The organism is Kamptonema formosum PCC 6407 (assembly GCF_000332155.1).
In the GTDB taxonomy this organism is placed as follows: Bacteria; Cyanobacteriota; Cyanobacteriia; order Cyanobacteriales; family Microcoleaceae; genus Kamptonema; species Kamptonema formosum.
The window spans coordinates 1,297,940-1,316,492 of sequence record NZ_KB235903.1 but is presented as its reverse complement, the minus strand read 5'-3'; the positions used below and the strand labels follow the sequence as shown (position 1 = coordinate 1,316,492).

The window sequence follows — 18,553 nt, the reverse complement described above, 5'->3', positions numbered from 1 at the left end:
CCCCCATCTCCCCCATCTCCCCCATCTCCCCCATCTCCCCCGCTCCCCCGCTCCCCCTCTCCTCTCCCCAGTCCCCAGTAACCTGATTCAAAGTCTGCGATCGCAAAACTGTTGTCAAATACGGACTGTTGCTGCTGTGCAATTAGACCGATTTTGCCGCAACCAAAGGCGATGCGACTGTCGGGGCCATTTGGGGTGGGGCTCAATCCAGCAGCAGCTTGAAGTTCTAAGACGTTTTCTTGAGCGTTGAAAGTCCAAATTATAGTTGAGGCTGCGTCCAGATGATGTACTGCTGCTGAGCAACAAGGGCCGAGGATTTCTTCGGGATGGCGAGTGAGGGCGATACCCACATCAGCCGTCAATGCTGTTAAGCGCGATCGCTCTGCGGCGGCCTCTTCTAGGCGTTTGCGATCGCTGATATCTTCCACCAAAGATAGGATTGTGAAACTGTCGCGGCTGCGAATAATCGAATTAAACCAGTGACACCAAATTGTTTGTCCGCTTTTGGTATAATTGCGATTAATTGAAGTATTGCTATTACCAGCTAAAAGTTGAGCGATCAAACCATTAACAACTTCCGCATCCTCTGGGTAAATTAAGGGAAAATCGCTCGGTGGTTTACCCATCACTTCTTCGGCACTCCAGCCAAATATTTCCTCGGCTCGTTTTGACCACTGGATAATCCGAAATTGTTCGTCCCATCCAATCATTGCCAGCGGACTATTGGCGGCATTTAACCATAATAAATCAGTGGATCTGCGTAGCTGTTCAGTTGTCTGCTGTTGCCAGCGGTAATGGGGAGTTATATCTCTGCCGACGCTAAAAACTCGTGCATTCCCGCTACCGTCCTCTACCAGCGTATAAGCTGTTTCGTAAACTTTCATATTGCCATCGCTGGCGATCGCTTCGTGAATTGCGATTCTCTTTTCACCGGTGAGTAATACTTGTTCCAGGCAGGGATCTATCTGTGAGATTATATATTTTAGCCCTGGATTATTAGGGTATAATTTTATTAATTCGAGATTATTTTTACCGAGAATTTCAGCAGGTTCTAATCCCAGCCAAGCGAAAGCAGCAACAGGATTAATTAATACATACTTCCGCTCTTGATTGTACTCTATGAAGGCATCCGCAGAAGTAGCTAAAAATGTTTCAAACCAGTTCATTGCTTCCTTCATAATTGGTAGTGTAAACTGTGAAAACTTAAGCGTTAAATAGCTATAGAAACCGCTTTCAGCGGTTAGGGGCTAGGGGCTAGGGGCTAGGGACTAGGGAAGAAGAGGAAGAAGGGAATAGACTTAAGGGTTTGAGGAAACTAGAATGTCCTAACCACCTTGGCGATCGCAACTTGAACATCCTGGGGAAGATCGCAGCAAAAAAACAAAGAAAGAAATTTCCCCATCCCCTCGTAAGAGAGGGAGGTAGGGGGGAAAGGTCTTTTTCGCTCTTCATACAAAATCGGGATGCTCCCTAAAAAAAATAGTCTATCTAACAAATATATTTTTGATGTATCTTAGCCTGCTGGCCTCCACCAAAATTTAATAACAGCTAAAAAATTAATAATTAATTTTTCTTATTTAAGGGCTAACCTTAGCATATTATAGCTAGCGCAGTAAACAAAACAGGACTTACGCACTCAACCAAAGAAAGCGGGTTTTTTGACGAAAATACTTCGCCCGTACTCACCGATGCTCTCAAAAACCCGGTTTCTGGGACTCCCTGCGTAAGTCCTAAAGTATTTAACCGGACATGATATAAGTCCTACAAAACTTACCCATTACAAACGCCAGCCTCACTTGCCCTAACATACTGCAAGTGAGGCTGGCGTTAGGAAATCTGTCCCGATCGTCTGGGCGATCGCGTCTTTACAAATTTCTCCAGCGCGATCGCGGGTAGAACTACATCATACCCATGCCGCCCATGCCGCCCATACCGCCCATACCGCCCATACCGCCCATACCGCCCATGCCGCCCATATCGCCCATGTCGCCGCCACCGCCGGCTTTCTTGGGTTCAGGCTTTTCGACAACTAGGGCTTCGGTAGTCAAAACCATCCCAGCAATGGAACCAGCATTTTGCAAAGCCGATCGCACTACTTTGGCGGGGTCAATAATACCAGCAGCGATCATGTCTACATATTCGCCGGTGAGCGCATTGTAGCCGAAGTTAAAGTCGAGATCGCGGACGTGCTCGACGACGACAGTGCCTTCAACGCCTGCATTGTCAGCTATTTGGCGCAAAGGTGCTTCTAAGGCTCTCGCTAGGATGTCTGCACCGATTTTTTCTTCATCATAGAGGCTGTCTCTGATATCTTTGATTTTGGTGGCTAAGTGAATTAAAGTTGTACCGCCACCGGGAACGATGCCTTCTTCTACGGCGGCTTTGGTAGCGTTGAGAGCATCTTCAATCCGCAGGGTACGATCTTTAAGTTCAGTTTCGGTGGCTGCGCCGACTTTAATAACGGCGACTCCGCCAGCTAATTTGGCAATTCTTTCTTGGAGTTTTTCTTTGTCGTATTCTCCATCGGTATCTGCAAGTTGCTTGCGAAGTTGGACGATGCGTTTTTCGACATCTCCTTGGCTGGTTTCGCCGGCGACAATGGTGGTGCTTTCTTTATCGATGGTGATTTTACGGGCTGTGCCCAACATTTCCAAGGCGACTGTATCTAGGCTGAGTCCGACTTCTTCGGAGATCAGTTGGCCGCCTGTGAGGACGGCGATATCTTGAAGCATAGCTTTGCGGCGATCGCCAAATCCAGGTGCTTTAATAGCGGCGACGTTGAGTACGCCTCGCGCTTTATTAACTACCAGCGTTGCTAGGGCTTCGCCTTCAATATCTTCGGCGATAATTAGTAAGGGTTGACCTGTACGAGCAATTTTTTCGAGAACTGGTATTAATTCCTGAATGACGTTAATTTTTTTGTCCGTAATCAGGATGCGGACGTTTTCATATTCAACTTCCATGCGATCGCCATTGGTGACGAAGTAGGGGGAAAGATAACCCCGATCTAACTGCATCCCTTCGACTACTTCTAGTTCTGTAGACAGAGATTTGGATTCTTCTACAGTGATTACGCCATCTTTGGTAACGCGATCCATTGCTTCGGAAATCATCGCGCCAACTTCTTCATCATTGCCGGCGGAGATGGTAGCGACTTGGGCGATCGCAGCCCCTTCTACTGGCTTGGCGATTTTCTCAATTTCTGCTACCAAATGAGCGATACTTCTGTCAATACCGCGACGTAAAGCTACGGGATTTGCACCTGCGGCTACGTTTTTCAAACCTTCGCGAATTAATGCTTGGGCGAGGACTGTGGCTGTGGTAGTGCCGTCGCCTGCGATATCTTTAGTTTTTGAGGCTACTTCTTGAATCAGGCGAGCTCCCGTATTTTCTAAGGGATCTTCGAGTTCGATTTCTCTAGCAACGGTGATACCATCGTTAACAATGTGGGGTGCGCCGTACTTCTTTTCAAGTAGGACGTTGCGGCCTTTAGGCCCTAGTGTGATGCGGACGGCATCGGCGAGGGCGTTAACGCCGCGCTCTAGTGCCTTTCGGGATTGATCGCTAAATGCTACTATTTTGACCATATTTAGTCTCCTATTGCTTCCATTAGCAAATTTAGCACTCTGTGGCGCTGAGTGCTAAAAAGTGGAAGGGCGGTTATCCGTCCCTGTTAAGAATTAAAAATTAAAAATTAAAAATTAAAAATTTATAGAATAAGAATTTACGTAACGCCGCCCTCTGGGGGGTAAAGATACCCCCCAGAGGGCGGCGTTACGGATGTCTATTTTTATTATAATTTTGAGATAAAATCCCAATCTGAAGGGTTGGGTTCTGGATCTGTATCTTCGGTTTTTTGTGGTAATTTACCCGTATCGAGTAAAGATTGATATTCTCCTGAATCAACCCATTTAAATAGTTCTGCCATTCGCATTACTGACCAGGAAAGACGAAATTCCATGAAGCTAAATACTTTAGTAATTTGATCTATACTATCAAGGTTAGTAGCCATAAATTCACGGGCTTGATCTTCAAAATCGTTGATAGTATCATCTGTTAAATATTCTTCTGGTATTCCTGCTACTTTCATTAGAGTTGTAATTGCTACTTCCATATCTTGACAAGCTAATAAACCGGAACGATCGGCGGTAAATTTAGACATGACTACCCAATTGAGGAGGGCAAGTTCTAATCCATTTGAGGCAATTGCACCTAGTCCGAAGGTTGTACTAGCAATCAGTCCTTTAATAGCGGGCAGGACATAGACCATTTGTTGATAGGTCATATATTTGCCTTTGATGCGAATGAGTTCGTGTCCAAGGAGAAAGCATAGTTCTTCATTTGTCAACCATTCCATTGCTTCTAAGTTGACACCAATTGTCGGTTTTTCTACGCCGAAGGCATAGGTACCAATCTGTCCTCTGCCGGGGGAAAGATAGAGTTCTGGTAAGGGGTTAACGTCTAAGATTTGGCAGGTTTCAATAAAGGGATTGTAGAGTTTAGGAAAGTTTCTGGGCGTGACTTTAAATTCACTACCCAAGGTTTGCATTCTGAGGATGCGTTCTATGCCATATTCGTTGACTTTTTTCATCAAAAATGATAGTCCTGGCATTTTTTCGAGGGATGCTAGGGCCTTACGGTCGAAGGGATGTTGATAGATTTCGGGATTGATTCTGATGAAGCGTTTGTCGGTCATTGATTTGGCTGTGGGTGGGGGATGGCTGTTATGGATTTTATCAGATTGGGGAGGTTTGTAATATTTAGGACTTGCGCTGATGGCCCCAGAAACCGGGTTTTTGAGATTGTATGTGGGTAATAACGAAGTATTTTTGTAAAAAAACCCGGTTTCTTTGGTTGGGTGCGTAAGTCCTGATATTGATATTTGATAGTAAAAAATTCTTGATGATGATAATTATTTTTTTATTATCAAAAAGCCACTACAGTAGGATATCGGTATCGAGCGGGTAGTTTATTCCCATTGCTGCAATATAGATTAAATTATACATCTGTGGTTGTTAGTTTCAATCCCTAATAGGGATTTAGTTTAATTGCGGCTCAGAAAACATTGGTGCGATCATGGCTGCGAAAATCAGTGAGTTTCAATCCCTAATAGGGATTTAGTTTAATTGCGGCAGCTTTTTCCCCTCCCAAATAACAATGTCCTATGGTTTCAATCCCTAATAGGGATTTAGTTTAATTGCGGCGCAGCTAAATTTGCTGGAATCTGAAGAGGATAATGTTTCAATCCCTAATAGGGATTTAGTTTAATTGCGGCAATAAGTACAATTCTGTTGATGAGATTGTTAAGTTGTTTCAATCCCTAATAGGGATTTAGTTTAATTGCGGCCTAAGGGAAGAAAGTGTTCTTGCGGACACAATTCTGTTTCAATCCCTAATAGGGATTTAGTTTAATTGCGGCATTCTTCATTCCTATCATTCATATACTTAGTGTTTAAGGTTTCAATCCCTAATAGGGATTTAGTTTAATTGCGGCAGAGCCAGAAGTTCCAAAACCAATACCGTCAGCGTTTCAATCCCTAATAGGGATTTAGTTTAATTGCGGCGGCAAAGATTCTCTAGCTTGCCTTCTTCACCTACTAGGTTTCAATCCCTAATAGGGATTTAGTTTAATTGCGGCCGTCGGTTTATGAAACCCTTACTATATTTAGTTTTCAAGGTGCAGTTTCGGGAACCTGATCTAAAAGTATCATTCCAGCCATCGACTTGTCAATACCATCCGCAAAACTTTTCCGTAAATCCTTATCCTGTAAAGGTTCCAGCCATTGCGGGAATCGTTTTTAAAAGTCAGGGGCATCAAACCCTTATCCCAGTTGCGTTACAGCCGAAAAATTTGATACCCCAAAAATTACACCTACCGATTCCCGCAAACTAGGCAAAAAATATACTCCTGTCCGCTGGTGCAATCCCGCCAATGCGCTCAATCTTACCCCGACAGCAAGCACACAGAGGAATGAACAGAATACTATCCTCTTCCGGCTTGATGATTTTAGCAAGGCGCGATCGCATTTCCAACTCTACCCCAGCGTCAATATTCCCGCCCCAAAATTCACAGCCAAAGGCAACAGTTTCAACCATTGCAAACCCAAAATCGGTTCAGGAATCCCCGAACCTACCAACACAGGAATCACATATTCCTGTCCATCCAGTACAACTTTACCCTCATAAATATCAAAAAAATCAATACCCCGCGCCGTCTGCATCGTTCGATTGCGTTCAAGCAAAACCCAACCCAAACTTTCAGCATCTTGAGTATCAAGGGCCAGCAAACCTGTAGTAAAGCCAGTATCTAATAACACATCAATCGGGAAACTCTCCCCATCTAATGCAATTAAATCAATCTCAAAAATCAGTTCTCCAACTTCACCAAACCTACCATCAATCATATATTACCACAAGCTCCCGTCTCATTGAGCCGGAATGTCACCAGCCAACCACTAGGATACTTTTCACGAGCCTTTTGTGCAGCTACTTCCTCATCGAGATCGATAAAATAATCCCCACTATCCGGCTCAATAATCATAAACCAGTTATAGTGTTCATCCATCAGTTTAGGACAAATTATATCAAAAATTGCTTGGCTACGCTGACAGCGTTCATCTCGTTCAGCTTTGCGCCTAGCTAACTCCTCTGACGGTATCGTAAATTCAGGAAATAACCTACCTCGGCGACGAGGACGATTTGATGTTGTTTGAGTCATAGCTAGATTTGGTTATTCAATATATTTGTAATTATATCCAAAACCTTACACTTAGTGTCAATTAATCAATTTGTAATCAATTTGTAGGGTGCATCAAAGGTTAATGCACCCTAGTCTATAGGCTACCGATTCCCGCAAACTAGGCAAAAAAGATACTCCTGTCCGCTGGCGCAATCCCGCCAATGCGCTCAATCTTACCCCGACAGCAAGCACACAGAGGAATAAACAGAATACTATCCTCTTCCGGCTTGATGATTTTAGCAAGGCGCGATCGCATTTTCGCATACTGCGTCTCATTCAAATCGGCACACTCAAACCCACTGTACTGCATCCATTGACCGTAAGACTTAAGAATCTTGTGAATCTTAGTCCGGCGTTTATCTTCAGGAACATCGTAACAAATGAAAAAGTACATAACTACCTCAAAACTAAAGGTGGATATTGATCGATTTCGCCCATCAAATATTTCGCCAACAATCGCGCCTGAATTTCAAAAGCTTCTTGATAAGTACACTTCTTCCCCAAAACTGGATGCTTAAACTCAGACTGCTTTTTCTTCTCATAGGCTTTCAGAAACTCTTTCCGTCCCTCCACCGACAACCGCACCACATTACTAATCGGTTCCACCGTAAAATCATTAATAGTAATAATGCGGCGGTTAATCGCATTAAAAATCATATTATCCGCCACCAATGGGCGAAACTCCTCCATCAAATCAAAAGCCAAACCCACGCGGCCATAGCGTTGCACGTGAAGATAGCCCAAATAAGGGTCAAAACCCACAATATTAATCGCACTTTGCACATCGTGACGTAGCAAAGTGTAAGCAAAATTCATCAAAGAATTAACGGGATCTGTGGCTGGTCGATGTCGAGGTTTAAATACAAACCCTTCAGCCCGAATTAATTGGTTAAAAACCCCAAAATAAGCCGCACTTCCAGCACCTTCCAACCCTCGCAAAGAATCAATATTATGAGTTTTGTCAATTTTGACAATAATGTCAGAAATCCGATCGATTGCTGATTCCAGATTTAGTTCGGAATGATCCCGCTTAGTTTGGGTTAAACTATTGCGATAATTCTTCAACTTCCCCCGAATAAAACCCTGAACAACGTGAATCGCTTGGGGAGTTTCCCCTGCTGCTTTCCACTGGGCATTACGCACGAAGATATTTTTACTTAACTCTGGTTCTAGCTTACCTAAAAAGTGTCCAGTATCCGAGAGAAAAGTCAGCGGAATTTTCCGCTGCATAAGTTCATCAATCGCAGCGGGGGAAATCGTCGCCCGTCCCATAATTACTACGCCGTCTAAATGAATTAACGGCACATCTTGTAAGGTTTGATTTTTGAGCTTAACGTTCAATCGTTCATCAGTTTTGCCAATAAAAACATCATCTTGATTGATGTAAAGTGTTCCCATGATTGTGACTCCTAAGTATGAGGTTTTTATGTTGTCGATTGCCATTTTGTGGTTGGCTATTCGGTTAATCCGTTAGTCCGCCAGGGGTTAAAACCCCTGTCTAATATGTAAAGTCCTCTGAAGAGGACTAATGATTTTTTTAGATTAGTTTCTTAGTCGGTTTTAACTGACTTTCGCTATGAGTGGGGGTTTTAACTCCCGGCGGGTGATTAGACAAAGCTAAGGATTAATTAACTTCTTGATAGCGCGTCATTTTCTGAGCAACTTGAGGTAAACATTGCTCTTTCAAGCTGCAACCTTGACACCTTTTACTGTAAATAGCTGGCGGCATCTTACCAGTTTGTAGTAAGATTTGTAAGGTTTTAACAGTCGCGATCGCGCTTTGTCTTAACTGTGCCGAAATCTCCACCAATTGCCGTTGATGAGATTGAGCATAATAGACATAACCCTGAGTAATTGTTTGTCCCGTCATCTCCTCCAAACACAAAGCTTGAGCGCAAACTTGTAACTCATCATTATCCCATTCACCCTTCTTTCCCCGCTTATATTCAACCGGGTATAACTTACCCTCCGCCGACTCAATTAAATCCGATTTACCAATCAGTTGATATTTTTCCGACTTAAGCCAAATCGCCCTAACTTGCCAAGTTTCATCGCGGTTAATCTCACCCATAGTATGCACCCGCTCGTGCAAACTTGTCCCTTCAATAGTATATTGATTATCCGAAAATTCCCCCGCACAAAACATTCGCCAACAGCGGTGAGGACAATAGCTGTACTGATTCAGCGCCGCAATAGAAACGTAGTCAATTTCATTCATAGTTTATTCCTCCAAATTACCCTTCAAAAATTGATTGAATAGCAGAAATCTGTTGTGAAATCTTCTCAGCACTCTTATCAGCCACATCGGGAATAATCTTAATAGGAATCCGTCGAGTTATTCCCATCCCCATCGTGGTTTTCCTCCCCAGTCCGCAGTAGAGACTAAAATCAGCTAAAGCATTAATTTGCTTAATAACTAAGGGTTCAACATCTCCCAAAATCCGGTAAGTCACTTCCCCGACAATCCCGATAAACTTGCTCCGAGAATCTGCTAAAATCTCCGTTTTGATGTTGACAAAACTAGAAAAAAGTGATTCAATAGAAGAGCTGGCAATTTCCACGCCACTGTATTTATTCCATCGGCTTAAGAGACTGTTAAAAACGCATTCTCTAGTCGGGATAACCGAGTCATAATCTCCCTGTCGAAAAGCAGTAGGCGTAGCAAAACTGAAAGCAATAATCCGATTAGTTTCCGATGCTTGCTGATACAATTGAGAGTAAGTGCAAGCATTAGCCCAAGGCTGATTAAATTGAGGCGTTCCCAGAATACCAGTAATCTGTAAATCGGCAGGGCCAAGATGCCAAGGATGCTTAGGATTAAGATTGAGCCAGAGCTCAGTTAATTTGCCGAATAAAGTATCATCTATGAGAGTAATTCGCCACCAGCAGGGAGTGTGGGCGGGTATAGGTTGATGATGTTCCCATTGGAGGGGATAATGTTTATTAGAGTGATATTTTTGGGTTTGTAAAGGGCTGAGGGTGAAGGCTTTATCCGCTGTGGCTTCGTGGAGGTAGTCACCGAGTTTTTTGTCTGCGGAGCTCACGAGGGTGAGGAATAGGGCGTGGAGGTGTCTTCCTGTTAGGTATCCGGGGGGAATTGGGGCCAGGGGTAGGAGATTGAGGATGAGGCTGTGGGGCATATTTAGAGTTCTTTGAAATTGTGAATTGTTGCCAGAGGTTTCAACCTGTCGATAGACAATCGAAGTCCGCCTTCGCAGACTTTAGATTGTTAGTAACTATTAAAAACATGTGCGAGCGGTATCAGCTTGAAATCCAGGATTAGAACTCCAAAATTCTGTTTTCTTTTCTAGTGCGTAAAGGTACTTTTGAATTCTTGCACCAACTAAGTAAGCGTTAATTCCAAGAAGTGCTTTATAATTCCTTTGCTTAGAATCAGGAAAAGTAACTGATACAGAAGGATAACTAATTTGCATATCTTTAGTGTGTTCTCGAATTTCTCCTTCTGCTGCGCCCTGCTCTGGAAATAATAAACAGGTAATATAATTGTCTTTGATTGCTTCAGTAAGTTGTGGTGACAGTGGAAAAGGTGAGCCATCAATCCTAGAGACTAAAAGCTTGAATCCTTTGATAGCTATCGGTTTATCGCAGTAGCGTCTTGTAAAAAACTCTGGTTCAAACGTACTTTCCAAACTAAAAGAGACAACGAGATTATCTTTCTTACTTTTATGCCGATTGACTCGACAGTAAAGGTCAGCAGCTTGTATTTTCTCAGACTCACAATAAACAGACATAAAATCTTGATACGAACTGTACCAATGCAGATCGTAATACTTTAGTAAATGAAACAAATCGTAGTAAGCAATATCTTCATGATCTGTAAATATTTTTGAAGGATCGTAAACAGCACAAGTCAATGATTTAAAAGAGTCGCGAAAGCTAAACAAACTGGACAAAGCATAATATTCCTCTGAGACATAGTTCTGAATAATCTCTAAACATTTAATATTCTTTGCCTGCAACTTTTTTTTAAAGTCAGGAAAACTTTTTTCTACTTCTGGGTTATTCTCATTACCAGTAGTCCAAAAACTAGCTGTATTAAGAAACTCACGAATCAAACAATCGCCGTAAATATCTTTAACTGATGCTTTTTGTAGTGAATTGAATCTACAAAGACTATAAACATAATGTTGATATCTTTTTTTGCTTCCTGGTGCAAATAATAACCGAACTTGCTCAAACGCTTCCTCGATTCGTTCAGGATGTCGCATCTGCTTTCTGAGTTCGTACAGAGGGCGGAAAGATTCGAGAATGGCATAAGAACTGATATATTCACACAGAAATGGTTTTTGTATAAATGCACTAGATTCATCGAATATCCTTTTAAGTTTGTCTCGGCTAATTGACATTAAAAAATCATTTCCATAAGTACAAATTTTCTCCAAAACTTCTGATGAAACTAAAGCAACTGCTTCTGATTCCAAATCCTGCTCAACCTTACCTAAAACTCGCCCTACCCTGCCTAGTCTTTGCCAAAACTCATCAGCATATCGGGCTGTAAAAAATACAAAATCTAGGTTTTGGCGTGTTTTAGCTTGTTTAACAAAATTGTAGCCAATATCTACAGTAGGAGTAGCTAAAATCAACGGCTTTTTAGCGGATATTTCGCGTTCTTGACGCGAGACTGCACCTGTAATTCGACCGAAGTCTTCGTTGGCTGTTAGTCCTGCTGCTTTCAAATGGCTTACTGCCCTGTTAATATCAATTAGGCAGTTACTAATCAAAGCTCCATCTAATGAGTTACGCACTTTAGATTTGACTTCAAATGCAGATTTTTTCAGGTATTCATCTAAATCCATACAGGCAGCAAAAGTTAGCTTAACAGGTGTTAAAGTTTTAACAGCACGGGAGTAACTGGAATCTACAAATTCAGGTTTAATGGCTTTCCACCGCAATCCTTGTGACGCTAGTCGCTCAAGATAATTATAGACTTCTGCATCGGGTGTAGCTGATAGTAAACACATTTTACGATTTACATTCTGGAAATATCCTAACTCTAGCGATAAAGCTATAAAAAATAGAAAGTTTGCTAATTGTTTGGCATTATAATAGTGAAACTCATCAATAATAATGTATTCAAAGTCAGCAAAAATCGCTTCAAAAACATTACGCTTGTCAAGATTATGGTAGCAACTGTAGAGGCTGTAATAGAACAAGTCAGGGTTCGTTATAAGAATAATAGGACAGCGAGAAGAACGCTGTTTCTCTGGAATTCCTAGTTGTTCAGCAAACTCCATAGGATTCGTCATTAACCGATAAAATCTTTCCCCTTGTCGATACAACCTATTCTCTGGATCGATGTTGTGCAGTAGTTTTGCATTTACTTCACAGACAATATGGGGTAAAGTTGCTATTTTTACAAACTCCTCAACATCTCTCTTGTGCTGACGAATTAGCTCATTAGTAGGAGCAATGAGTAAGGTATTAGCTTGCGGGTTATCCAGTAAATGAAGTAGAGCAGCCTTTGTCTTGCCTGTTCCTGTTGGAAAAGTATTGAGAACTAAGTCAAAACTCTTTTGTGACTGGTAAGTTTTGATTTGATGATCGAGTGGATATTCGATAACTTGCTGAATCTTATCTGGGACTTCAGATAGCTCAGCTAAGAGTTCATAGTGTGGGTTTAGCTTTATCGTTATTGAGTCCATAGTTTTAACTAGCGGCTGAAGGTTGTAAAAATTCAATGCCAAATTTCATACCTGCTGGCAGATATAGATTGTTGTCTAGCCCCATAAAATGACCAGTCAGATTTGCATTGCGTATCAGAGGGACAGGATGAATATTATATGTGTCATAGCTAGTTACTTGCATTCCCTGTGGTAAATCGAGAGGATTTAGTAAATACTTAACTGTTTGATGTTGGCGGCTGACTATCGCAGGATTTTCGTAAAGAGTGACAGCTACTCTTGCCTTGCTCATAAATTTTCCTAACCGTATGTAGCGAGGTAAAATCAATTCCTTCGTTGTTATGACAAAGAAGTGCAATACAGTACCAATCCCCATCATTTTGATAAAGCCAACTTGAGGATAGTTGACAGCCTTTTCTTTTGTTCTTTTGCCTGTTTGCCTGTTAACTATGTACCAAACTTTGTTTTTGGTATCGTAAACTGAATCATAACCATCAGGTCGTTGAACTAGGCAGTTTTTCCCCATCGCATACCAGTAACCATCAGGTACAGAATTGAATTGAGAGAAAGAAAACTTTGGCTCGTGCCCTTCGGGTATTGTGGCTGGTGTAATGTAAATTTCCTGTTGATTCAATCGGCTCAGATGTTCGTAATAATAGATTTCTCCTCTATTTCGATAAGGAGCCTGAGCTAAACCAAGTGCATAGGCAAGAGCATAGTTACCAATCAAGGGTTCTGTTAAGTAGAGATCATTGATTTCCCTACTACTGAAAAAAGTGTTTTCCAGCAGCGTTAGTTCACACTGATAAACCAACATTAGTTAACCTCGCCTGTATGAGTTTGCAAGACGTTGTAGAAAGGTTGCTGGATCTCGGTAAATAGTTCTCACTTCTTCAATTAGTGAATTACGATCCGCATCAGTCATAATTTGATATTGACCAAATACTTGTTGCACGAGTTCACTAGAAGAATTGATGGCAGCCTGAAGTAAAACATCATCTGCTAAGGGAAAGTCTAATTCTTCATCCTGACTATCACGAGGCAAAATGTCATACACTCGCTGCGTTAGCTCTAGGGTGCTAAAAATCTCAGTATCGCTGAAGATAACTTGAGCAAGAGTATTCTTGACCTTGCCGATACGAGAAGACACTGCGCCGTAGCGACTACTACGAAGAATGTTACCCAAGACATAAAACAATTCGTCTGGAGTCACATCCTTAAGAGTTTCGATGTCTAAGAAGTGGGTTTCGGGACGCACATACTCACTACCAAACAAGCTAGTTGATGCTTCAGCACCTTCATCTCTTGTATCTCTCATTGTTCCGGTTTCAAACAGTGCATTAGAAGTGCGGATATCGACAACTTGACTAACAGGTAGAACTGAAAAAGCATCTTCAGTGATTACGCGAGACTTCTGAGCGCCACCTTGACCTACTGCATATCCATAGATGTAAGCATCTATTGAATCTGGATGACTGGCACCATCTTCATTTAGACAAAGCAAGTTTTGCTTTCGCAAATCTTCTCGACCCGTTCGCCGTTCTACTGCGGTTTGCTTTCTTTTAGTGATTACTACCCTTTGAATTGGATCGGTTTTGCGTTTCTGAACACCTGCTTGTACAAACTCTCGACAAAGTGGTTCTCCACTTCCTTCAGTACGGAAGATAGCCTCTGATTCTGTCTTGCGGATTAGAATCAAATTCACATACTTACCTTGCGGATACTCTTGATAACGCTCCTGCAAAAACTTGACATATTCTGGTTTGGTCAAAATACTCATGATTCAGTCCCCTCTTTTTCTTCTTTAGGTTGGATTTGGCTTCTTACATAAAACAGATAAGCTGCTTTAATATCTTTCTCATCTTTCATCAAACGGGCTAACTTATTCTGATAGCTACCAGAAAGAATCTGATGATAAAAGAGATTCACAAATTCTTCTACTTTCTCTCGTGTTTCTCGCCATTTTTCTTTATTACGGCGATATTTTGGATTCTCGGTTGTTTCTAAGTAGGTTAGTACCTCGCTAATAGTCGCGGCTCGTAACGTTTCAAAATCGAGGATTTGTTGCTGCCGCCGTAATTTATCAAATATTCTATTGAGCGGCATCATTAGAGAACTACGGGCAAGGCTGTTTCCCTTGATTTTTGCTGACCAACCAATTTTAGCCATTTTTTTGATGACTTCTGAAACACTTGGCTGTTCTGTATTCATGTTTTACTCCTTGTTATATTAATTTCCTATATCCACTCTTTAAGTTGCCTAGTTAAACTCAACGCAGCAACTTCTTTGTCAACTTTTTTACGCTTGTTCATAAACTGAGCCTTTTTCTCAATTAAACGGTCAACCACAAAAAAGATGTGATTTTCTGACTGTGTAAATGCTGTAGCCATAGCTACTAATTCATTTTCTTTAGAATCAGTCCAAAGCACGTCATACATTCCACGAATTGCCAGAAGCCTTTGCCATAAAATATCTCCACTTCCAAGAGGTTCTTTACTGCGATCGCGTTGAAAACGTATTTCTTCAGATGGAACTAAACCGCGTAGAGTTGAAGGTACACCATCAAGAAAAATATCTACTTCACGATGCTCGGTTAGGTTTAAAATAGGTATTGATGATTCACTTAATAAAACCTTAACTCCAAAGTGTTTGTGAATCATTAAAGCATATTCTATAGCATTGAGGTATTTTTCTGTTTTATTATCTCCAACTGTAGTTAAAGGTAGAGAAATAGTATTGCCAACTACTTCTGAATGATTAGGAACTAAAATCCCTGTGGTTTTTTGATTTTTGATGGGCAATATACAGTAGCATTGCTTTCTAAAAAATTCAAGAGCTTCTTTTAAAGAAAGGCTAACTGCTGATACATCCAATTTATTGAGTTGCTGAAAAATATTTTTGAAGTTCTCGATAAATGGAGCCGTCATAAATGAATATGGCATGATATGTAAATACATAAATTTATCACCACTTGAACGATAGTTCAGCTTTTCAATCGAAAACTGCTCGCGGACAACTGGATCAACGTATCTTTTAGGCTCACCATGACCTCCAATCAGTCTGTTAGAAAATTTTTGTACTTTTATACCCTGTGGCACATTTCCTGACATCCATTTAGATGCTTCAAAAGCAGCACTAGCATAACAAGATTGCTTATGATTATTTTCGTAATAAACCTTTAGGTGATTGGTAAAGTTTTGAGTAGTAAACTCTGCGAAGTCAAAAGTTAGATTATTTTTCACATAGGAAACTAAAGGACTTATTTGAGCAGCAAGCTTTGTTTTTGTTTCCGAATCATCCTGCTCTTCTTCACCATCTAATGAATTAGCTTCTTGAATCATGAGGTTGAGCAAAATATCATAAGTAATAGATAGATTTTTTACAATAACATAAGCTCTGACATAAAGCGGATCTAAGACATTGTATTGCTCAGAGTCTTGAATTTCTAGTAATTGATATATGTAAATCCAGGGATCTCGGAAACTCTTATTACGTTCCGCTAATTCTTGTGTACGATGCTTTTTCAAAAAAATATAGAAGGTTCTTAGTAATTCTCCAAAACGCATTGTTTCTTCATCAACTGGCATCAGCCTAGTTTTCTCAAGCCACCTTTGAATAAGTCTCTTTTCTAATTCTTTTTTGTTTGGAAGTTCATCTTCAAGTTTTTTTCGATATTTTCTATTAACTTCTTCTAAGTCATAATGCTTATGCTGAATAATTGTATTTACCTGACCAAATATTTCTAAGTAGGGTAGTTGAAGTGATAAGAGTTCTTCATCAATCTTTATTCCTTGATTACCGGCTTTTATAAACTTGCCATACTCTTCAGACTTCATTTTGTTAATTGTTTGCTCAACTGACTCACCTATTTTCACAAGGTCACTGTCAGCTAAATCTAGCTGTGTTCCTACAGGAACGAGATAATGAGTTCCTTGTGAATACAGAAAAACTGGCAGCGCCTCAAACTTTTCAGATAAAAACTCTGCTACTTGATTATGAATAATGTTGGTTAGTATTCCGCGCTGCTCTGATACTTGGTGAGCGATAAAACAATATTGGCGATGGGTAAATCTGTTGATATGGCTGAGAAAAGTTTGTTTATGTTTGCGCTCTGAGTAGCCTTGAGATAAGTCGCCAACGTCAGCAGCTCGAATAATGTGACATAGTTCTTTGAGTCGTGCCTTACCAAGCCGAGTTGAGTCAGAACGGCGATCTAAGGAATCTCCTCGAACACTGTTATGTCCTGAATGTCCTCGAATTATCTCTGTGATATCTTCAAGGTAATCACAGAGATTTTCAAAAAAGCTATAAAAGCCTACTTTTTCAATTTCCTTAGCAACATTATCAGGAGTAGCTATCTCACCGTAACTTCTCGCTGTTCCTTCATAAGTTTTATTTAGATCGTGTACGCAGAAAGCGATTGTTAGAGTCTTTAACTCTATTTCTTCTAGTTGAAGAATCTCTTGTAATGAGTGAATTAAAAAAACACCAGATACAACATGGTTGTAGAGTGACTGTCCTTGATGCACTCCATACTGAATCGCTTTTTGATATTGCTGAAGTCCTTTGTTAGCCACTTCTTCAATGAACTGAGTTAAAATGGGTTTATCTTCAAGCCCTATAAATTGCAGGAAGTCAGACATATTTTTCTCAATAATGTGAATGCGAGTAAATTACAGTTTGTAGCTGGCTTTCGGGTAACTTAGCTAGTAAGTCTGTACTTAACTTTTGTCCGTAATTAGTTGATATTCCTTATCTTTATACCAAAAATAGAGATTGTCAAGGTTATAGACAGAAATAGTGTCCGTACACTTTGGGATTGGCGTGGCTTATTTTTCAGATGTTGGGAGTAGTAGAGACTACCCCCAATATCTCAGGAACGTTGTTTAAGCGATCGCTCTCTATGACATCACTAACCGATACTCATGTCGCTGTCCTTCGATGCGGCGTTTCTCAAACTTGTAACCCCGTTGCTTCAAGACATGGATCGTCGCAGAAAATCGGTGGGTAATTTTCTCTACGAGTTCTTCCGTCGAGTGCCAGCGACTATCAGACATAAGCTGGAGTAGGCGATCGCAATGGGAATCTTGTCTTGGTAAAACCCTCATACTCTATCCGTAATAAGCTTATAATGTAACCATAACCCAACCACAAGATCCTGTCAAGCCTCTACACAGAGAAAGTGTCCGTATAAATGAGCCGTCAAGATCAATCTATCACCCTCTCCGTTACCGAACGGGACAAAGCCGAATTAGAAGCCTTGGCCCTAGAATTCGGCATGACGTGGGGCGATCGCCCCAACATTTCCAAGCTCGTAAAAGCGATCGCCCAACATAAACTCGCGATCGCTCCTAACAACGACTGGAAAAATAACAGATTAGAAGCGCTCAAACACGCGATCGATGCCTTAATCGATCTCGGCAAAACTCAAGAGGCGCAAATTATTGCTCAACTGCTGCTCGATCGCAGCGAACTACCAGAACCTCTGCGGAGAGAAACAGAGGCAATTTTAAAAAACATCTCTACCCCTTGGCGGTTAGAAATAGACCGCTATATCAAACGAAACCAACCCTTTAAACTCACCTACCAAGATGCAGCAGAGAATATTTTGCACTTCCACATCCGCCATGCTCAAATCAACCCTCACGAAGACCGACAATATCTCGATTGTTGGTGTGAAGAAACAGAAGGAAATTACGATTTACCAGAACTGAAGCATAATCGCTGCTTCCGTTTAGATCGCATTCCACCCGAATCTGCGATCGCACCCATTGACAGAAAATGGTTGCCCAATCTAGCTCAAATCGAGGTAGAAATGCACCTATTCAGAGGTTTAGCTTTTGCCTACAAAACAAAAACAGGTCAAGATATCTTCAATGAATGGTTAGCAGACACCCCGCAAGTCCGGCGAGTGGTCAGAAAAGTATCAAATACCTTTTGGTTTTTCCGAGAAATCTTGCGCTATGGCAAAGATTGCGAAATTGTCTCGCCCCAAAATGTGCGCGATCGCTTCCGAGAAGAACTCAAAGTCCTCTGCCAACAATACGGCCTAGAAATCCGCTATTAGCCCCAAACGCGATCGCACCTATCTCCAAGGCCGCAAATGAGTACGTAAATAGCCGGGAAATTAACCTCCCGGCTATTAAACTATTAGAGAGACTCCCAATCTTGA

Annotated in this window: 17 protein-coding genes, 1 pseudogene and 1 CRISPR repeat array; of the genes and pseudogenes, 2 read left to right on the top strand and 16 right to left on the bottom strand. The window is 41.3% G+C overall.

The window, feature by feature from the left end; all coding sequences use genetic code 11:
- On the bottom strand, positions 1-1,178 hold a 1,178-nt coding region (locus OSCIL6407_RS30545), incomplete at its 3' end, for a PAS domain-containing protein (protein WP_148288879.1).
- Between the two features lie 656 nt (positions 1,179-1,834).
- On the opposite strand from OSCIL6407_RS30545, the pseudogene OSCIL6407_RS38320 reads away from it, so the two are divergent.
- Positions 1,835-1,954: pseudogene (locus tag OSCIL6407_RS38320) on the top strand (hypothetical protein); the annotation flags it as partial.
- Here OSCIL6407_RS38320 and groL read toward each other — a convergent pair.
- The 15 genes from groL to OSCIL6407_RS32495 all read right to left on the bottom strand — a co-directional run bounded on the left by groL (position 1,899) and on the right by OSCIL6407_RS32495 (position 17,438).
- Positions 1,899-3,587 carry a chaperonin GroEL gene (groL, locus tag OSCIL6407_RS0110625; protein ID WP_007353288.1) on the bottom strand — a complete coding sequence of 563 codons (1,689 nt, stop codon included), beginning with the start codon at positions 3,585-3,587 and terminating at the stop codon, positions 1,899-1,901. The pseudogene OSCIL6407_RS38320 and the gene groL overlap by 56 nt on opposite strands.
- Positions 3,588-3,793: 206 nt before the next feature.
- A complete protein-coding gene (locus OSCIL6407_RS0110620) occupies positions 3,794-4,696 on the bottom strand; it encodes a M48 family metallopeptidase (RefSeq protein WP_007353287.1) in 903 nt (300 codons plus the stop codon).
- Between the two features lie 322 nt (positions 4,697-5,018).
- Positions 5,019-5,638: direct repeats of the CRISPR family, unit length 37 nt; unit sequence GTTTCAATCCCTAATAGGGATTTAGTTTAATTGCGGC.
- 251 nt (positions 5,639-5,889) lie between these two features.
- Complete coding sequence (locus OSCIL6407_RS32500; protein WP_234708695.1) at positions 5,890-6,027, bottom strand: CRISPR-associated endonuclease Cas2; 138 nt, start codon at positions 6,025-6,027, stop codon at positions 5,890-5,892.
- Positions 6,028-6,035: 8 nt separating this feature from the next.
- Positions 6,036-6,404, bottom strand: coding sequence for a hypothetical protein (locus OSCIL6407_RS0110610; protein WP_007353285.1), 369 nt, complete (start codon positions 6,402-6,404; stop codon positions 6,036-6,038).
- Positions 6,401-6,718 carry a hypothetical protein gene (locus OSCIL6407_RS0110605; RefSeq protein WP_007353284.1) on the bottom strand — a complete coding sequence of 106 codons (318 nt, stop codon included), beginning with the start codon at positions 6,716-6,718 and terminating at the stop codon, positions 6,401-6,403. The genes OSCIL6407_RS0110610 and OSCIL6407_RS0110605 overlap by 4 nt, the downstream gene beginning before the upstream one ends.
- 139 nt (positions 6,719-6,857) lie before the next feature.
- The gene (gene cas2 / locus OSCIL6407_RS0110600; RefSeq protein ID WP_007353283.1) at positions 6,858-7,133 is read right to left on the bottom strand and encodes a CRISPR-associated endonuclease Cas2; all 276 of its coding nucleotides are present in this window, start codon (positions 7,131-7,133) and stop codon (positions 6,858-6,860) included.
- A gap of 2 nt (positions 7,134-7,135) precedes the next feature.
- Positions 7,136-8,137: a type I-D CRISPR-associated endonuclease Cas1d gene (gene cas1d / locus OSCIL6407_RS0110595; protein WP_007353282.1), complete on the bottom strand. Its 1,002-nt coding sequence runs from the start codon at positions 8,135-8,137 to the stop codon at positions 7,136-7,138.
- A 226-nt stretch (positions 8,138-8,363) separates the two neighbouring features.
- Entirely contained in the window at positions 8,364-8,957 is a 594-nt protein-coding gene (gene cas4 / locus OSCIL6407_RS0110590; RefSeq protein ID WP_007353281.1) for a CRISPR-associated protein Cas4, read from the bottom strand.
- 16 nt (positions 8,958-8,973) lie between these two features.
- The gene (cas6, locus tag OSCIL6407_RS0110585) at positions 8,974-9,879 is read right to left on the bottom strand and encodes a CRISPR-associated endoribonuclease Cas6 (protein WP_007353280.1); all 906 of its coding nucleotides are present in this window, start codon (positions 9,877-9,879) and stop codon (positions 8,974-8,976) included.
- Positions 9,880-9,978: 99 nt separating this feature from the next.
- Positions 9,979-12,402: a type I-D CRISPR-associated helicase Cas3' gene (cas3, locus tag OSCIL6407_RS0110580; protein WP_007353279.1), complete on the bottom strand. Its 2,424-nt coding sequence runs from the start codon at positions 12,400-12,402 to the stop codon at positions 9,979-9,981.
- A 4-nt stretch (positions 12,403-12,406) separates the two neighbouring features.
- Entirely contained in the window at positions 12,407-13,198 is a 792-nt protein-coding gene (gene cas5d / locus OSCIL6407_RS0110575) for a type I-D CRISPR-associated protein Cas5/Csc1 (RefSeq protein WP_007353278.1), read from the bottom strand.
- Between the two features lie 3 nt (positions 13,199-13,201).
- Positions 13,202-14,161, bottom strand: coding sequence for a type I-D CRISPR-associated protein Cas7/Csc2 (gene cas7d, locus OSCIL6407_RS0110570; protein WP_007353277.1), 960 nt, complete (start codon positions 14,159-14,161; stop codon positions 13,202-13,204).
- Positions 14,158-14,592: a hypothetical protein gene (locus OSCIL6407_RS0110565; RefSeq protein WP_007353276.1), complete on the bottom strand. Its 435-nt coding sequence runs from the start codon at positions 14,590-14,592 to the stop codon at positions 14,158-14,160. The genes cas7d and OSCIL6407_RS0110565 overlap by 4 nt, the downstream gene beginning before the upstream one ends.
- Before the next feature lie 26 nt (positions 14,593-14,618).
- Complete coding sequence (gene cas10d, locus OSCIL6407_RS0110560; protein WP_007353275.1) at positions 14,619-17,024, bottom strand: type I-D CRISPR-associated protein Cas10d/Csc3; 2,406 nt, start codon at positions 17,022-17,024, stop codon at positions 14,619-14,621.
- A gap of 258 nt (positions 17,025-17,282) precedes the next feature.
- A complete protein-coding gene (locus OSCIL6407_RS32495; protein WP_234709938.1) occupies positions 17,283-17,438 on the bottom strand; it encodes a hypothetical protein in 156 nt (51 codons plus the stop codon).
- Positions 17,439-17,575: 137 nt separating this feature from the next.
- On the opposite strand from OSCIL6407_RS32495, the gene OSCIL6407_RS0110555 reads away from it, so the two are divergent.
- Positions 17,576-18,448 carry a helix-turn-helix transcriptional regulator gene (locus OSCIL6407_RS0110555; protein WP_007353274.1) on the top strand — a complete coding sequence of 291 codons (873 nt, stop codon included), beginning with the start codon at positions 17,576-17,578 and terminating at the stop codon, positions 18,446-18,448.
- Positions 18,449-18,553: the final 105 nt, after the last annotated feature.

Excerpts from the sequence above, each read along its gene's own strand:
- groL (WP_007353288.1), bottom strand. The coding sequence starts at position 3,587 with ATGGTCAAAATAGTAGCATTTAGCGATCAATCCCGAAAGGCACTAGAG.
- OSCIL6407_RS0110620 (WP_007353287.1), bottom strand. The coding sequence starts at position 4,696 with ATGACCGACAAACGCTTCATCAGAATCAATCCCGAAATCTATCAACAT.
- OSCIL6407_RS32500 (WP_234708695.1), bottom strand. The coding sequence starts at position 6,027 with ATGCGATCGCGCCTTGCTAAAATCATCAAGCCGGAAGAGGATAGTATT.
- OSCIL6407_RS0110610 (WP_007353285.1), bottom strand. The coding sequence starts at position 6,404 with ATGATTGATGGTAGGTTTGGTGAAGTTGGAGAACTGATTTTTGAGATT.
- OSCIL6407_RS0110605 (WP_007353284.1), bottom strand. The coding sequence starts at position 6,718 with ATGACTCAAACAACATCAAATCGTCCTCGTCGCCGAGGTAGGTTATTT.
- cas2 (WP_007353283.1), bottom strand. The coding sequence starts at position 7,133 with ATGTACTTTTTCATTTGTTACGATGTTCCTGAAGATAAACGCCGGACT.
- cas1d (WP_007353282.1), bottom strand. The coding sequence starts at position 8,137 with ATGGGAACACTTTACATCAATCAAGATGATGTTTTTATTGGCAAAACT.
- cas4 (WP_007353281.1), bottom strand. The coding sequence starts at position 8,957 with ATGAATGAAATTGACTACGTTTCTATTGCGGCGCTGAATCAGTACAGC.
- cas6 (WP_007353280.1), bottom strand. The coding sequence starts at position 9,879 with ATGCCCCACAGCCTCATCCTCAATCTCCTACCCCTGGCCCCAATTCCC.
- cas3 (WP_007353279.1), bottom strand. The coding sequence starts at position 12,402 with ATGGACTCAATAACGATAAAGCTAAACCCACACTATGAACTCTTAGCT.
- cas5d (WP_007353278.1), bottom strand. The coding sequence starts at position 13,198 with ATGTTGGTTTATCAGTGTGAACTAACGCTGCTGGAAAACACTTTTTTC.
- cas7d (WP_007353277.1), bottom strand. The coding sequence starts at position 14,161 with ATGAGTATTTTGACCAAACCAGAATATGTCAAGTTTTTGCAGGAGCGT.
- OSCIL6407_RS0110565 (WP_007353276.1), bottom strand. The coding sequence starts at position 14,592 with ATGAATACAGAACAGCCAAGTGTTTCAGAAGTCATCAAAAAAATGGCT.
- cas10d (WP_007353275.1), bottom strand. The coding sequence starts at position 17,024 with ATGTCTGACTTCCTGCAATTTATAGGGCTTGAAGATAAACCCATTTTA.
- OSCIL6407_RS32495 (WP_234709938.1), bottom strand. The coding sequence starts at position 17,438 with ATGTCTGATAGTCGCTGGCACTCGACGGAAGAACTCGTAGAGAAAATT.
- OSCIL6407_RS0110555 (WP_007353274.1), top strand. The coding sequence starts at position 17,576 with ATGAGCCGTCAAGATCAATCTATCACCCTCTCCGTTACCGAACGGGAC.